This is a genomic window from Oceanobacter mangrovi (assembly GCF_019740315.1).
Taxonomy (GTDB): domain Bacteria; phylum Pseudomonadota; class Gammaproteobacteria; order Pseudomonadales; family Oceanobacteraceae; genus Oceanobacter; species Oceanobacter mangrovi.
The window spans coordinates 409,818-425,851 of sequence record NZ_JAHXZR010000001.1 but is presented as its reverse complement, the minus strand read 5'-3'; the positions used below and the strand labels follow the sequence as shown (position 1 = coordinate 425,851).

The following is a 16,034-nucleotide window of genomic DNA, read 5'->3' as shown; positions in this document are numbered from 1 at the left end:
AATGTTTTCGCCTGCTCTGCTTTGCTGCAATGGCCATCTTCAGACAACAACAAGAATTCCACTACCCGGAGATGAAGAACCCATGCTCGATTTTCTCAATGACCTGCTGTGGGGCAAGGTACTGATCGCCGTGCTGATCGGCCTTGGACTCTGGTTCACGCTGGCTTCACGGCTGGTGCAGTTCCGTTATTTCGGCCGCATGTTCAGCATCTTGCGCGCCAGCGAAGCCCAACGCGACAAACACGGCCACCTGAGTTCTTTCCAGGCGCTATTGCTGTCCGTCGCTGGTCGGGTTGGTGGTGGCAATATTGCCGGTGTTGCCGTGGCACTGACCCTGGGTGGTCCGGGAGCCATTTTCTGGATGTGGGTGGTTGGCCTGATGGGCATGGCCACCAGCTTCTTCGAATGTACGCTGGCACAGGCTTACAAGAAAAACGACAGCGATGGCACCTATCGTGGTGGCCCGGCCTATTACATCCGCCGCGGCCTGGGCAAACACTGGACCTGGCTGGCGAGTCTGTATTCCGTGCTGCTGCTGGTAACCTTTGGTTTTGGTTTCACCGCCATGCAGTCCTACTCGGTTGCAGCTTCATTTGAGGATGCCTTTGGCATTCCGGTTTACCACACCGGCATTGGTCTGGCGCTGATCGTTGGTCTGATTATTTTTGGTGGCGTCAAACGTATCGCCCGGGTCTCTGAAATTCTGGTGCCCGTGATGGCGTTGGGTTATCTGTCTATCACGCTGGTAGTGCTGGGCATGCATGCTGACCGCATTCCGGATGTCCTGACATTGATTTTCAAAAGTGCCTTTGGTCTGGAACCTGCAATTGGCGGCGGTATTGGTGCAGCGATTCTGATGGGTGTCAAACGCGGGCTGTTCTCCAACGAAGCGGGCCTCGGCAGTGCCCCTAACGTGGCAGCCGTGGCCTACGTACCGCATCCTGCGGCGCAGGGCGTGGTGCAATCTTTCTCGGTCTTTATCGATACCATCATTCTGTGTTCCTGCACCGCCTTGCTGATTTTGCTCAGCGGCGTGTACGACCCGGCAACTGCTGGCCAGCATGGCGGCGTAGCACTGACCCAGATTGCGCTGGCGGATCACGTTGGTGAATGGGGTCGCAGCTTTGTCAGTGTGGCGCTGCTGTTGTTTGGCTTCAGCACCATTCTGTACAACTACTATCTTGGCGAAAACAGCCTCAGCTATTTCCGTGAGGGCAGCGCCACCCTGCTGAACTCCTTCCGGGTCGCCTTGATCTGTCTGTGTTGCTGGGGCGCGATTATGGACCTCGGCACCGTGTTCGCATTTGCCGATGTCACCATGGGCCTGCTGGCACTGGCCAACCTGCTGGCATTGGCACTGCTGTTCCCACGTGGTCTGCGCCTGATGAAAGACTACGATCGCCAGCTCAAGGCCGGTATCGCTCATCCGGTCTTTGATGCCAAGCAGTTTGCTGACATGAACGTTGATGCCAGTGCCTGGCAGCTGGAGCCTGAACACCAGGCACAGCTGGAGAGCCAGCGCCGCGGCTGAAGCCGTTAACCCCTTGCTTTGCGCTATCCCCCTAACTTCTCACCACTGGGATAGCGCCTTTTTATTCCTGTACCAATTCCCGAACCTATTTCCGAACCAAAGAAACCAACCACACCAACCCGGCCCGTATTGGCTTGCTTGCGCGAATTTTCAGCCATATCCGGCCACTACGCTTGAGTAACCTTGATGAACACACGCAGCGAACACGATCTTCTGGGCGATATGGATCTGCCCGCCGACGCCTGGTTTGGTATCCAGACCCAGCGCGCCGTCAATAACTTTGCCATTACCGGCGTGCCGATCAGCCACTTTCCCGAGCTGATCCGGGCGCTGGCCCTCGTGAAAAAAGCCGCCGCCCGCGCCAACCTCGATATTGGCTACTTGCCGCCACACAAGGCCGACGCCATCGACAGCGCCTGTGATGAAATTGCCAATGGCCACTTGCTTGATCAGTTTGTGGTTGACCTGATTCAGGGTGGCGCCGGCACCTCCACCAACATGAACGCCAACGAAGTGATCGCTAATCTGGCACTGTCGCGCATGGGCCATCGCCAGGGTCAGTACCAGTACCTGCACCCCAACGATGATGTGAACTGTTCACAGTCCACCAACGACGCCTACCCGACCGCCGTTTGCCTGGCGATCCAGTTTGCTGCGGAGCCACTGATGCAGGCGATCACCAATCTGGTGTCGGCCTTTGAAGCCAAAAGCGCCGAGTTTGCCGACGTCGTGAAGATGGGTCGCACCCAGCTGCAAGACGCGGTACCCATGACGCTGGGACAGGAATTCGGCGCTTTTGCAGTGAACCTCAGCGAAGACATCGACCGCCTCAAGGAAGTCTGCCTGCTGCTGTGTGAGGTCAACCTTGGCGGTACTGCCATCGGTACCGGACTCAACACCCACCCGGATTACGCCGCCAAAGCCATTGCCTATCTGGCCGAGTTCTCCGGCAAGCCGATGGTCGCAGCGGCCAACCTGGTCGAAGCAACCTCCGACATGGGCGCCTTTGTCATGTTTTCCGGGGTGTTGCGCCGCTTTGCCATCAAGCTCAGCAAAATTGCCAACGACCTGCGCTTGCTATCGAGTGGCCCTCGTACCGGTTTTGGTGAAATTCGTCTGCCACCCATGCAGCCAGGCTCATCCATCATGCCAGGCAAGGTGAACCCGGTGATTCCCGAAGCGGTTAACCAGACTGCCTTCCAGGTTATTGCCAACGACCTCGCCGTAACCCTGGCCGCCGAAGCGGGCCAGCTGCAGCTCAACGCGATGGAGCCACTGATTGTCTACAATCTGCTGAATTCGATGCGAATGCTGGGCGCCGCCTGTGATATGTTCGAACACAAGTGCATCCGCGGCATCGAAGCCAACCGTGAGCGTTGTGCCGAATTACTCGATATCAGCATCGGCAGCATCACCGCGCTGGTTCCGCATATCGGCTACGCCAACGCCTCCCGCATCGCCAAAACTGCCCTGCACACCGGCAGCACGGTACGAGAGCTGATTCTGGCCGAAGGCTTGCTCGCAGAAGCTGAACTGGACCATCTGCTCAGCCCGGCTTCGATGCTGGCTCCCCGCAGCCGAACCTGAAGAGCCAAAACTGAATTCACCCAGCTAGAAGACGACGCATGAAGACACGTATTCTGATTTTGTACACCGGCGGCACCTTCGGCATGGTGCCGTCCGACCAGGGGTACCAGCCAGCGGCCGGTATTGAGCAACGAATCCGTGCCAGTCTGCCGGCCGATCAATGGGACAGTTTGCCTGACTTTGAAGTACGGGAACTGGCACCATTGATCGACAGCTCAAATCTGGTCCCTGCCCACTGGAATCGTATCGCCGGAGAGTTACAGGCATCCTGGCAGCAATATGACGGTTTTGTCGTTATTCATGGAACAGACACGATGGCATATACCGCTTCTGTTCTGTCTTACATGCTAAAGGGACAAGATAAAGCCGTTATTGTAACTGGTTCTCAAATACCACTTGGCATACTCGGCAGTGATGCTGTTAACAATTTCACCAATAGTTTGCTATTTGCGACACAAAAGGGCGTTCGGGAGGTTGCAATATGCTTCGCCGGTCGGTTATTGCGTGGTAACCGCAGTCGTAAATTAAAAAGCACCCAACTGGATGCTTTTGATTCGTTGATGTTCCCGTATTTGGGCGAATCTCATATAGGAATAAAGCTTAATAGCCATTTATTACTAAAAGAGGGTAGACAGGAATTCACAAACCCTGCGTTTAACGACAACGCTGTTCATTTGATTACTTTGTACCCCGGATTTTGTGACGATATTCTGACGGCTATATTAGCGAAACCGCAAACAAAATCGATTATCATTCAAACATATGGTGTCGGCAATCCACCCGATGCCCATCCAACGTTGATGCAGCAATTGCAAAAAGCCACTGCGGCCGGAATTGTGGTGGTGAATCTGAGCCAGTGTCCATGGGGCGAAGTACTGCAAGGAAGCTACTCAACAGCTGTCATGCTCAACAATATTGGCGTCATTGGCGGTATCGACATCACACCTGAAGCAGCCTTTACAAAACTGTACTGGCTTATCGCCAAAGGTCTCACAGGAGAGGATTTAAAGGCCGGATTTATTGACTCTGTAGCTGGTGAGATCGATACAAGAGACTAATGACAACTGCTCGTTGTCATAAACGTGACATATTTGTCAATTCTCAATTTATTCTATAGCAACACGCTATATAACATGACAGCAAAGCCGGGATCATTGGATACTGCGCCAGCCATTTACACCGTACAACTGTGCTTATGATCAAGATTTGAGCATAAGCCTTTGACACTAATGCTGTTTTTGTATGCATCTACGCGGTTTTACGGTTGATTATCGGTTGTCGATTGTTTTATATATCTTCCGCCAATTGGAAAACGCCCTTGGGCACACTCATAAAAACGGAGAACATCATGAAAAAACAGGTTCTGGCTCTTGCTATTACCGCTGTAGCTTCCGCATCTGCCTTCGCTGAAGTTGAAAACTCTATTTACGGTTCCCTGCGTCTGAAGCTGACTACCGGTGATTCAGCTGCCGACATCTCCAACGACCTGTCTCGTATTGGTCTGAAAGGTTCTTCCGATACCGATTTTGATGGCGTAAAAGCTATCTACCGTTTCGAAGCTGGTGTTGGCGGTGGTGACACTGTGCGTGGCGACGCTTCTAATGAAGCAAACCTGAACAGCCGTCTGGCTTGGGTCGGTCTGACCAGCGAAGATTACGGTACACTGAAAGTTGGTCAAATCTGGACCAACTATTACAGCTTTGTTGGCGGCGTAACTGACGTTGCAATCAGCCTGACCAACGACACCCAACCATACTTCCGTGCAGACTCCACTGTTGCCTACGTTTCTCCAGAACTGAGCGGCTTCACTTTCTCTGCTGCCGTTACTTCTGATACAGAACAAACCACTGGTGGCGAAGGCGAAGCCGACCGTTACCTGGTAACTGCTTCCTACTCCAATGGTGCTTTTGGTGTAAACCTGGGTATGGTTGAAGAAGGTCTGGAAACTCTGGAAGACACTCTGGGCCTGTCTGTAACCTACACTGCAGATGCTCTGTACCTGGCAGCTCTGGTTCAAACCAAAGAATCTGACGTTGACGGTGCCGATTCCCGCACTCCATTCGAGCTGGCTGGTACCTACAGCTTCGACGACAAAAATGCTCTGGCAATCAACTACTACGATCAAGACGACGAAGTTGAAACCGGTTACGTGATTGAATTCACCAGCAAAATTGGTGCAATGAGCACTGTATACGCCAACATTGATACTGCAATGTACGATGGCGGTGACGATACTACTGACTACACTGTTGGTCTGAAAGTCGATTTCTAATCTCTGATTGGTTAATCAACTTCGTCAAAAAAGCGGCCTAGGCCGCTTTTTTGTTATTTCCCCCAAGCTGATATAACCTACGAACAAAGTTAGCGCTGGCGCCACTGTTCTGGCGTCATACCGGTTTGCTGGCGGAACATCACAATAAACGCCGACGCACTGCTGTAACCCAGATCCAGGGCAATGTTCTCCACCGCCTCCCCGGCTTCGAGCATTTCGTAGGCCTTGATCACTCTTAAACGCTGACGCCATTGCCGCAGTGGCATTCCCAACCCCGCCTGAAAGCGACGAATAAGGGTACGCTCACTGACATGCAGGCTGGCGGCCAGTTCGGCAGCAGAACGTCCATCGGACGGGTTATTCATCAACTGTGATAATAATGGCGCCAGCAGAGCATCCTCACTAACCGGCAAATAGCTGCCCTGTACCTCGGCAACAGCCAACTGATCCAACAATACCTGTAACAGCCGTTGATGAGCTTCCGAGTCGTTTGCCGGGCCAAGCCGCAAATGTTCCAGCAAGGCCCGTGTCAGAGGCTCCAACAGCAACATACAAGGATGTGACGGCAGCGCCTCAATCAGTAACGGATGGATGTACAGGGAACCATGACAGGCCGCCTGGCGGCTAAAGCCGGTATGTTCCACTGCTGGAGGCAGCCAGATACCGAATTGCGGTGGCGCAACAAAATAATCATCACCCACTTCGACTTCAATACTGCCAGTAAAAGAGCAAACAAACTCTGCCCAGCAATGCTGATGGGGAGGATAAAAAGTTTCTGCCTGCGTAGTTGCAGCACGAAACTCCAGGCCTGGCGCAGAGTCCATCGCCAGCTGTAATAGATTGTCTTTGGGAGGCAGGTGAATCATTGGCGTGCTGGCATACATTCAGGCTCGCTTGTCATGAACTCGATACAGGATTAGTACCTGACATGACCATAATAACCAGCCAAACCATACAAGTAGAGCCATACCGTGAAAAAGCCGCTCGACAGCCTCGCCATCAGCCTGATGGTGCTGGTGACTTTCATCATGAGCCAACAACAGCTGTTGTCCAAATGGGCAGCCGCCGATATGAGCCCGACCTTGCAGATTGGCTGGCGCTCGTTGTTTGCCGTGTTGCTTATCGGTGGCTGGGTGCTGCTGCGAGGGCTACATAAAAGTTTTGTCGCTGGCGCGTTCTGGCCCGGTTTAGTTGCCGGAGTGCTGTTTGCACTGGAGTATCTTGGCCTTGGCGAAGGACTTAAATACACCACCGCCTCCCATGCTGTCGTATTCCTCTACACCGCACCGATCTTTGCTGCCCTGGGGCTGCACTTCACTGTCACTCATGAACGTCTGAGTCCACTGCAATGGGCTGGAATTCTGTTGGCTTTCGGCGGCATTGCCATGGCATTTCTCGGCACCGGCAGTGAATCCCGGGATGGCAGTCAAAGCGCCAGTAGTTGGTTTGGCGACCTGCTTTGCATGCTCGGTGGACTGGCCTGGGGAGCAACGACCGTGCTGATTCGCAACTCCGTGCTCAGTCATGCCCCTGTCATGCAAACACTGGTTTATCAGCTGGCTGGTGCCTGTGTGATTCTATTGAGCTACGGCCTGTTCGGTGCTCCACTGGTAGTGCTATCTGATGCGGTGCTGATCAGCTTGACCATTCAGACTTTGGTGGTCTCTGTCGCAGCGCTGCTGACCTGGTTCTGGCTGTTACGTAACTATCAGGCTTCCCGGCTCGGCGTGTTGTCATTTATGACGCCACTGTGGGGTGTTGCCCTCGGAGTATTGTTACTCGACGAACCACTTGAGCCAGGCTTTGCTGCTGGCGCTTTACTGGTATTGGGAGGCATCCTGCTGGTCAGTGGCAGTGACTGGTTAAAGCAGCGTCATCAGTTTAAATCTCAACCACCAATTCCCGAAAAGGCTGTTTGATTAACAATTGATCACAAATCAACGCAACTACTAACATACCCCCTGTCACAGTAGGTTTATGCTGGAATCTCAGGTTCGGAGGTTAGCACCATGGCAATCAATATCTCTGGCCCATCAGCCAGTCTGATGGACGCGCAATCAGCCACGCTGAAATCCAGCCAGCAACTGGCGTCCGGCCAACGTATCAACAGCGCTGCCGATGACGCTGCCGGGCTGATTATTTCAACCGGCATGACTTCCCAGCTCAACGGCTTTGCCGCCGCAGCCAGCAACACCGTGGCGGCCATGTCGTATACAGAGATGGCTTCCGGTTCATTACAAACCCTCACCGACAACATCGGCCGCATGCGCGAGCTAACGGTACAGGCCGGTAACGGCATTCTGAATGACAGCGATCGCAACGCCATCCAGCAGGAAATCAACCAGCTGTCGGAACAAAATCAGAGCCTGTTGCAGGACAGCAACTTCAACGGTCAGTCCCTGTTCTCGGGGAATTCCAGCTTCAGCTTTCAGGTTGGCAGCAATGCCGGAGACACCATTCAGGTAAGCGGCAGCGATTTGCAAAGCCAGCTCAGTGATGCTGGCCTGTTTGCCGTTGATGTCAGCAATCCGGCAGCGGCGGCCAACAGTCTCGCCAGTCTGGATCAGGGGCTTGATATGATTGGCAGCCAGCAAACGGATCTGGGGGCGTTAAACAACCGCCTGCAATCCACTTCCAACCGGCTGGCGCAGGATTACGAAAATACCGCCGCCGCCAACAGTCGGATTGCCGATGCCGACATGGCCAAAGCGGCTTCCGACTACACCGCAGGCCAGATTCGCGATCACATCCAGATTGCGGTGCAAGCCCAAGCCAACAGCGATCGGTCGATGGTGTTGAACTTGCTGGCCCAGTAAACTTTTAATGGCATTGATCTTGTTTCATAAAAATGATGCGATTCTGGCTCTAAAGATTTAACAAAAATCAGATATCAGCCAATTTCATATCTATTTCTGAAAGAATTACCGCACCATACTCTTCGTTACCATGAGCGCCATCATCTTTCAAATAGATACTTTTCATCTTTGCATGCCCTGTCTCCACTACGAGCTCAGGTATCGGTAAAAAATCAATTTTCGAACCGATTATTAAATCATTTAAAATATCAATGCGCTTTTGGTGTGAATCATAGGTAGATCCTGGCCTATATTCAGAATCCTGGAAAGGATGTGATATTATATAAACTTTCTTATTAATGGACTCAGAAATCAAAACTGCTAATTTAAGATGGATTCTTTCAGTGATCACATCGGAATACCTTGCTTTCAAGATTGCAGAAGAATAAAACGTCCTTCCATCATCAAGGTAGGGAACCCGATATCCGACAAAGACAAAAGCATCATATTCTGATAGCGGTCGATCTTCCCATGAAACAAATCCTGTAATGTCTTCACGTAACAAGCGGTCACTTTCAACTTGATATTTTAAGCCATTCAGTCCGCCAAACCCCTGAGGCCGGGCAATAAAGTAATATTCATTATTTCCTGAGTATTTAATGCCATATGCAGACCTTAACGCTGCCACATGGCTATTACCTAAAACAAGTATTTTCATATGGTAAAACCCTTAGAATTATAGTTTCAGAACTATAACATCAACCAGTGTGGTTTATGATCATTTCCCGAACGCATTCAGCAGTTCCTCTTCACAAACAACATCCTGATCAGCTTGTTTTTTATTCTTTAATACTTTTCGCTGCCTCGGCGGAATAGATTCGTTTTTCTCAAATTTAGAAGCCAGTGATTTAAAAAAAGTATCCATCACAAAATCGACTCCAAATGAAGTTACACCTCTCTGGTTAGGCTCGAAAAACACCCCTTTAAATGATGGCGCATTAATCAGTTCATAAGAAGGGAAGTAGTCGATAAACGACCGACTTCTGGCAAGTTGACCAGCGACGGCTCTGAGGATTGATTTAGACTCCATTGTCGCCAACAGTACATGATTCCCTGTATTTGTTGCAGTTAAAGGCACAGGGCTTACAGTTAATATAAACTTAAGCTTTTTATTGACTTCCCTCATCAACTGCATAGACTCACGCAAATTATTAAGGATAAAAGGATAGTCCTGATTCTTAAAAATATGATTTTCGGAATCAAATACTCCAGCCGCAGTACCAGGACACATGGGATATTCGACACCCGTTTTTTTATTAAACCAGCTTTCTGTCAGCCCCAATGTAAAAACAAAATAATCAGCAGTCAGAATACCTTCTTTAAACGAGGATATTGTTTGATTACGAGATTGTAATACTTCATCCGGACTACCAAAACCATCTGGCTCAATCTGAGGCCGAAACGGATCATAGTAACGACCGTCTTTTTCCCATACTTCATCCGATGTTTTTTTCTTATCCAGAGACCATTCAGTCCACTGGCGTAAAAGAGATGTTGTATATATATTGCCAGTTCTGGATGAAAATATATTGTAGTTATATTTTTTTGCATTATCAGCCGAAAGCCCTTTGGGGGGCATTTCGTTACTCATCCAAGAAAAGCCTCGCTTAACCAAAGCCTTGCCAATATGCTGAGCGAAGCAAGACCCAAATGTTACAACCTTGGCTTTTGGCCGGATATTAAATTTAGGATCCCAAAGACCTTCAATATCAAACATATTGTGAGCTGCAACAGCGAGTCGCCAAAAAGCCTTATCTGGCAGATTTTCGTACGGATTGAGGGGTTCCATATGAGCTCCTAACAGGAAATTCATGATAACTATTAACTAATATCAAATGGAATTTATATCCTGGTTCGAATATCTCCCAGATACTAGCCAACTGCAGAGAAGTGTTGATACCAGTTGACTGTATGATACAGCCCTTGGACCAGCGATGGTGATAGCGCACATTCCAAAAGCAGATATGCTTTTGAAAGATAAAGTGAGCATATAGCAATACCTCAACAGCCTTGGATCGAGGAAAAATAGCAAGGATCTGTTTTATTTTTCTACGACTGGAGCAGCGTTGCACGAATGTCGAGATTTTTACTCTCGGCACAGCCTGCATCCCTGATTTCCTTGGCCAACCTATCGTGACTATACCCAACATGCACTCCAGTTATTGGTATCGCTAGAAAGACTCTGCCACAGTGTGTACGAGTAACCAACCATTTTGGCTACTCCACCGTCACGCTCTTGGCCAAATTCCTTGGCTGATCTACGTCCGTCCCCTTGATCACCGCCACGTGATAACTCAGCAGCTGGAGCGGCAAGGTGTAAACGATCGGTGCGATCAGGTCGTCGCAGTTCGGCACCGGAACCACCACCATATTGTCGGCGCTGCTGATTTCGGCGGATTCCCCGGCGAAGACGTACAGTTCACCTCCGCGTGCGCGTACTTCTTCAATGTTGGATTTGAGCTTTTCAACCAGGTCGTTGTGCGGTGCGACCACTACAATCGGCATTTCGGCATCAATCAGAGCCAGCGGGCCGTGTTTAAGCTCACCAGCGGCGTAGGCTTCGGCGTGAATATAGGAAATTTCCTTCAGCTTCAGCGCACCTTCCATCGCAATCGGGTACTGGTCACCACGACCAAGGAACAGCGCGTTGTGCTTTTCAGCAAAACGTTCGGCCAGTTTTTCGATGGCTTCGTTCATGCCCAGCGTTTGCTGGATCAGGCCCGGCAAGGTCGCCAGCGCATTGGCAATTTTTTGCTGCACCGCAGCAGCGTCGGCACGCCGTTCTGCCAGCCCGGCAGTCAGCAGTAACAAGGCCGCCAATTGGGTAGTGAAAGCCTTGGTCGAAGCCACGCCAATTTCTGCTCCGGCACGAGTCAACAGGGTCATATCGGATTCTCGTACCAGCGAGGAGCCCGGTACGTTACAGATTGCCAGGGTTTTGGTGATGCCCTGGGCGCGGGCCTGACGCAAGGCTGCCAGGGTATCAGCCGTTTCACCACTCTGGGAAATGGTCACCAGCAAGGTGTTGGGACGAATCACTGGCTGGCGATAGCGGAATTCGGAGGCAATTTCGACGTTACAGGCAACCCCCGCCAGCGACTCAATCCAGTAACGAGCAGTAACACCAGCATGGTAGCTGGTGCCGCAGGCGATAATCTGTACCGAGTCAACATCAGAGAGATCGCCCAGCGCCTCAAGATTGAGCTGGCCGTTAAGCAAACGGCCTTCCAGAGTGTTGGTAATCGCCTGTGGCTGCTCGTAGATTTCTTTCAGCATGTAGTGGCGATATTCGCCCTTGTCACCGGCATCGTGTTCAACCGAGCTTTCCCGGGCTTCACGCACCACAGGTTGATCATTGAGGTCGAAGACTTCGACGCTCTGGCGGGTAATTTCAGCTACATCGCCTTCTTCCAGAAAGGCAAACCGGCGCGTCACCGGCAGCAGTGCCAGCTGGTCTGAAGCGACAAAATGCTCGCCAATACCGTAACCAATCACCAGCGGACTGCCGGAACGCGCCACTACGATGCGGTCTGGCGTCTGACTGTTGACCGCCACCATGCCGTAAGCACCTTCAAGTCGTTTACGCACGGCTTTGACCGCCGCTAGCAGTGGCTGTCCGGCGGCGGTTTCACGGGCGATCAGGTGAGCAATCACTTCAGTGTCAGTTTGCGACTGGAATACGAAACCCTCGGCCTGCAGCTCCCGCCGCAGGCCTTCGTGGTTTTCGATAATACCGTTGTGAACAACCGCGATATCGCCAGAAACATGCGGGTGAGCATTGGCTTCGGAAGGTTCACCGTGGGTGGCCCAGCGAGTATGGGCAATGCCGGTGCCTCCAGCCAACCCTTGCTCGGCAGCCGCGTCAGACAACGCCTGGACCTTGCCCAGTCGACGTAACCGCTGCAGCGGTGCTGGCTGATGAGCAGCATCCAGCACTGCCACTCCGGCGGAGTCATAACCGCGGTATTCCAGACGGCGCAAGCCTTCCAGCAAAATCTCGATTACATCACGCTGGGCAACGGCTCCGACAATGCCACACATATAGATAACTCCTGCTGTTCCGGGCATTTATAGTATGTGCAGGAGATTACCATAAAGCAGTCAACAGGCGTGCTGCAGCATGTAAAGGAACGCGAATCAGAGCATCACAACGCGATTTCGGCCTTGCTGTTTGGCCTGGTAGAGCGCCCGGTCCGCCTGTGCAAACACCTGTTCAAATGCGGCAGTCGACTCCGCTGTCGCCAGACCGATTGATACGGTGATGGATACCGGTTCGCCCCTGAAATGATACGGCACAGCAGCAACGGCTTCGCGCAGGGTATTGGCCAACGCCTGCGCCTGGCGAGCGTCCAGATCCTGTAACAGCAGGACAAATTCCTCGCCGCCATAACGGGCCAGAAAATGTTGCTGTGGCAGCTGTTTCCGCAGTACCCGGGCAATCAGTTTCAGTACCCGATCGCCCGCCTGATGACCGTATTGATCGTTGATGCGCTTGAAATGATCAACATCCAGCACACCGATCAGCAGTGATTGACCCTGCTGTAGCTGCGGCCAGATCTGGCGAATCTGGTTATTGTAGGTCAGCCGGTTAGGCAGACCGGTGAGGGCATCCCGGGAAGCCAGTTTGCGCTGCTGCTGCAGTGCCCGACGGGTGTCTGCCGATTGCTTTTCAACTTCCTGCAAACGTTGCTGTAGTTCATCCATTTCCTGCTGCTGCTGTTGCTCACGGGCCTGTTCGCGAACTTCAAAGCGGTCAATAGCCGACAGGATGGTTAACAGATAATGCTGGATTCGCGATCCCAGACTGGAGATTTCGGTATTGCTGTTCACGAGACTTCGCAATTCATGTACCTGCTGCTGGACCTCGACATTGAGCGACTGACGCGAATCCTGACCTTCGCCAATCAGCAGACAATCCTTGCCGAGATGCAACTGCAGGGCCTGTAATTGCTGATCCAGCTGCTGCAGAAACCCTTCCAGTTCATTCTGGCTATCAGCCAGTGAAGCCACCACCAGATCGGTCAGTTGATCCAGCGCCATCACCAGACTGTCGATGTCTGACTTATCTTCAATCTGCAAACGCAACCGTTCCGCCTGCTGCTGGTGATCGGCAGGCAGATTCAGCTGCCCCAGCAAACGTCGCACCCCACGGCAAACGCCATCATGGAAACGCAGAGGATCATCAATGACTGTTGGAGATTCGACCGACTCGATTTTTTTGTTAGCAGCAGTAGTGGTATGAGGTAGCGACTCCACTGGCAGTAACTGGATCCACTCGGCTAATAATTCACGAGTTCCCAACCAGCTTTGCAGCTTGTCATCGATGCGTAACCGCAGTCCTTCCAGACGTTGTTGCTGTAGTGGTGTCAGTGCGCCTGCCGCCAGGCTCGCAACCGCCTGTTGCAGACTTTTCGCCAGCAGCTTTTGCTGTTGCCCGGTACGTTCTTCAAACTGTTGCAGCAGACTTTCCAGCGGTTCGATCTCGGTACTGCCAGGCTGGTCCCGTTTGAACTCCTTGCGCAATTGTCGTAACTGGACGTCCAGCAGGCTGTCCTGGCCTTGAGCCAGCAGGCTGAGCGCAACACAATTACGACGCCATTGCTCCTGCTGTCGCTGCCATTGCTGCGAGGACGCCTCAAATTCGTCTGCCAGCGTCTGATATTTTGTCCGCCACTGTTCACCGGTAGCGTCTTGTCTATCCATATGCCTCGCCTGTTTCGATACGGACCTCGAAGAAGTATAGATAGTCAGCGTCAGGCGGCGAGCGTCAGCACCAAAAAAGCTGGCACAGAAAAAGAGCAATAAAAAAGCCGGGCATTTAGCCCGGCTCTTGAGGTGCGACGGAATAGGTCAGCTTATTTGCTGGCCGCACGTTCCTTGGCAATCAGGAAATCAACCACGTCGGTCATCTTGTCCTGGCCGCCGGCAGAGCTGGCAGATACCACGTATTTGCCGTTAACAATCAGCGCCGGTACACCACTGATGTGGAAAGCACGTATACGCTTGTCACCCTGCTGCATACGGGACTTCACCGAGAAACCGTTGTAGGCCTTGTTGAACTGGTCAGCGGTAATACCGCCGTTTTTGACCAGGAAGTCACGCTGTTCGTCTTCAGTCAGCAAGCGCTGGCGGCCAACCTGAATGGCTTTGAAGATTGCTGAGTGCAATTTGTCCTGCAGGCCCAGCACATCAGTGGTGTAGAACAACTGGGCATGCGCAACCCAGGCACGACCAAACATCGCCGGCACACGGGTAAACTCTACATCGGCAGGCAATTTGGCGATCCAGGGTTCAACGTAACTTTCCAGATGGAAACAATGTGGGCAGCCATACCAGAAGGCTTCTTCAACATGTACCTTGCCATCTGCCAGCACAGGCACCGGTTCATCCAGCACGGTGTAATTCTCACCAGCCTTGTATTCTTCAGCCATGACTACTGATGCCAGCATCATCATCGGCAGTATCAGCCAGCGTTTGATCTGCGCGAACATCTTTTTCTCCATAGGTTATGTCGCCAATTCGGAACCGCTATTGAGCACTATTTTCACACAAAGGTTCCCGACCGCACAGGCATGCTTGTTACCAATCACGGTATTCAGGGTTCCCTGGTCGGCACAAGGCACAAAAAAAGCGGCCGGAGCCGCTTCTTTCAACAGGGTGTGGGATTAACGCAGACCCTGAATGTAGTTGGCAACTGCTTCGATTTCAGAATCGTGCAGGCGGTAGGCAACGTCACGCATCATCTTGGTATCGCCATCGTTGGTACGGGCGCCAGAGCTGAAGTTATGCAGCTGCTTGGAGGTGTAGGCTTCGTGCTGACCAGCCAGTTGAGGGAAACCAGCCAGTTCTACACCCTTGCCATTTGGACCGTGACAGGCCAGACAGGCAGGAACACCTTTGGATTCGATACCAGAACGGTAGATCTTCTGACCCAGCTCCACCAGTTCTTCCTTGGCACCGCCACCAGTTGGAGTCTGGCTACCGAAGTAGGCGGCCAGGTCAGCGATGTCGTGATCGCTCAGCGCAGCAACAAATGCAGTCATTTCAGGAACGGAACGACGACCTTCACGAATATCTGTGATCTGCTTGATCAGGTAGCGTTCGCCCTGACCAGCCAGTTTAGGGAAGGTAGGCACCATGCTGTTACCGTCAGCACCGTGACAAGCAGCACACGTTGCAGATTTTGCTTTGCCAGCATCCGCGCTGCCCTGGTAGGCAGAGTTCGCGTCACTCGCATGTGCCGCGGACATCAGTCCGGCCGAAACAAAGAGGCTAATCAACAGGTTTTTCATCGTCAGATCCAGTTAGTGAGTGAATTCTTTTTCGCTGGCGGAGTTAGCTCCACACTTGTTTTATTTAGGCGTTGACATGAAAGTGATCAGCGCCTTGTACTGTTCTGCAGTGCAGTCCATACACAGGCCACGTGGAGGCATCGCATTAAAACCGTTGGTCACGTGGTTTACCAGTGTATCTATGCCTTTTTCCAGTCGAGGCTTCCAGGCAGCGGCATCATGAGCAGCCGGAGCACCCAGCGCCGCCGCAGTTTGCGGAGCGTGACAGGCAACACAAGCGGTATTGAACTTGGCTTCGGCATCAAAGGCCTGAACATTGGCGGACAGAACGATAGCAGAAGCGGCTGCGATCAGGGACAGGAGTTTGGTCATGGGCATCTCTCTCATCAGTCATTATAGTGTTCTGTAGTCTCATCCAATGCCGTAGCAGAGAGACTTATAGGCCTGAATGCCAGCCGAATTCGGTTGTGTTAGACTGGCTACGCCATTCAAAGGCC

At 52.1% G+C, this 16,034-nt stretch carries 14 protein-coding genes; 6 read left to right on the top strand and 8 right to left on the bottom strand.

The annotated features are described in order from the left end of the window. Positions 1-82 precede the first annotated feature (82 nt). The 4 genes from K6123_RS01825 (at position 83) to K6123_RS01810 (ending at position 5,390) form a co-directional block, all read left to right on the top strand. Positions 83-1,531, top strand: a complete 1,449-nt coding sequence (locus tag K6123_RS01825) for an alanine/glycine:cation symporter family protein (RefSeq protein ID WP_221793530.1) — start codon at positions 83-85, stop codon at positions 1,529-1,531. Positions 1,532-1,717: 186 nt separating this feature from the next. Then, complete coding sequence (locus tag K6123_RS01820) at positions 1,718-3,118, top strand: aspartate ammonia-lyase (protein WP_221793528.1); 1,401 nt, start codon at positions 1,718-1,720, stop codon at positions 3,116-3,118. Between the two features lie 38 nt (positions 3,119-3,156). Next, entirely contained in the window at positions 3,157-4,176 is a 1,020-nt protein-coding gene (locus tag K6123_RS01815) for an asparaginase (RefSeq protein WP_221793526.1), read from the top strand. A gap of 290 nt (positions 4,177-4,466) precedes the next feature. Continuing rightward, on the top strand, positions 4,467-5,390 hold the full coding sequence (locus K6123_RS01810; protein WP_221793524.1) for a porin: 924 nt from the start codon (positions 4,467-4,469) through the stop codon (positions 5,388-5,390). Between the two features lie 89 nt (positions 5,391-5,479). Here K6123_RS01810 and K6123_RS01805 read toward each other — a convergent pair whose 3' ends face one another. Continuing rightward, positions 5,480-6,274 carry a helix-turn-helix domain-containing protein gene (locus K6123_RS01805; protein WP_221793522.1) on the bottom strand — a complete coding sequence of 265 codons (795 nt, stop codon included), beginning with the start codon at positions 6,272-6,274 and terminating at the stop codon, positions 5,480-5,482. Between the two features lie 87 nt (positions 6,275-6,361). On the opposite strand from K6123_RS01805, the gene K6123_RS01800 reads away from it, so the two are divergent. Beyond that, positions 6,362-7,309, top strand: coding sequence for a DMT family transporter (locus tag K6123_RS01800; protein WP_343223946.1), 948 nt, complete (start codon positions 6,362-6,364; stop codon positions 7,307-7,309). 90 nt (positions 7,310-7,399) lie between these two features. Next, positions 7,400-8,206, top strand: a complete 807-nt coding sequence (locus K6123_RS01795; protein WP_221793520.1) for a flagellin — start codon at positions 7,400-7,402, stop codon at positions 8,204-8,206. Between the two features lie 67 nt (positions 8,207-8,273). Here K6123_RS01795 and K6123_RS01790 read toward each other — a convergent pair whose 3' ends face one another. The 7 genes from K6123_RS01790 to K6123_RS01760 all read right to left on the bottom strand — a co-directional run bounded on the left by K6123_RS01790 (position 8,274) and on the right by K6123_RS01760 (position 15,909). Beyond that, on the bottom strand, positions 8,274-8,903 hold the full coding sequence (locus K6123_RS01790; RefSeq protein ID WP_221793519.1) for a hypothetical protein: 630 nt from the start codon (positions 8,901-8,903) through the stop codon (positions 8,274-8,276). A 60-nt stretch (positions 8,904-8,963) separates the two neighbouring features. Further along, positions 8,964-10,034: a GSCFA domain-containing protein gene (locus K6123_RS01785; protein ID WP_221793517.1), complete on the bottom strand. Its 1,071-nt coding sequence runs from the start codon at positions 10,032-10,034 to the stop codon at positions 8,964-8,966. 428 nt (positions 10,035-10,462) lie between these two features. Continuing rightward, a complete protein-coding gene (glmS, locus tag K6123_RS01780; RefSeq protein ID WP_221793515.1) occupies positions 10,463-12,286 on the bottom strand; it encodes a glutamine--fructose-6-phosphate transaminase (isomerizing) in 1,824 nt (607 codons plus the stop codon). A gap of 96 nt (positions 12,287-12,382) precedes the next feature. Next, on the bottom strand, positions 12,383-13,948 hold the full coding sequence (locus K6123_RS01775) for a GGDEF domain-containing protein (protein WP_221793513.1): 1,566 nt from the start codon (positions 13,946-13,948) through the stop codon (positions 12,383-12,385). A 152-nt stretch (positions 13,949-14,100) separates the two neighbouring features. Continuing rightward, on the bottom strand, positions 14,101-14,736 hold the full coding sequence (locus K6123_RS01770; protein WP_221793511.1) for a thiol:disulfide interchange protein DsbA/DsbL: 636 nt from the start codon (positions 14,734-14,736) through the stop codon (positions 14,101-14,103). 174 nt (positions 14,737-14,910) lie between these two features. Beyond that, positions 14,911-15,537 (bottom strand): c-type cytochrome, encoded by a 627-nt coding sequence (locus tag K6123_RS01765; RefSeq protein WP_221793509.1) that lies wholly within the window; start codon positions 15,535-15,537, stop codon positions 14,911-14,913. A 60-nt stretch (positions 15,538-15,597) separates the two neighbouring features. After that, the gene (locus K6123_RS01760) at positions 15,598-15,909 is read right to left on the bottom strand and encodes a c-type cytochrome (protein WP_221793507.1); all 312 of its coding nucleotides are present in this window, start codon (positions 15,907-15,909) and stop codon (positions 15,598-15,600) included. Between the last annotated feature and the right edge of the window lie 125 nt (positions 15,910-16,034).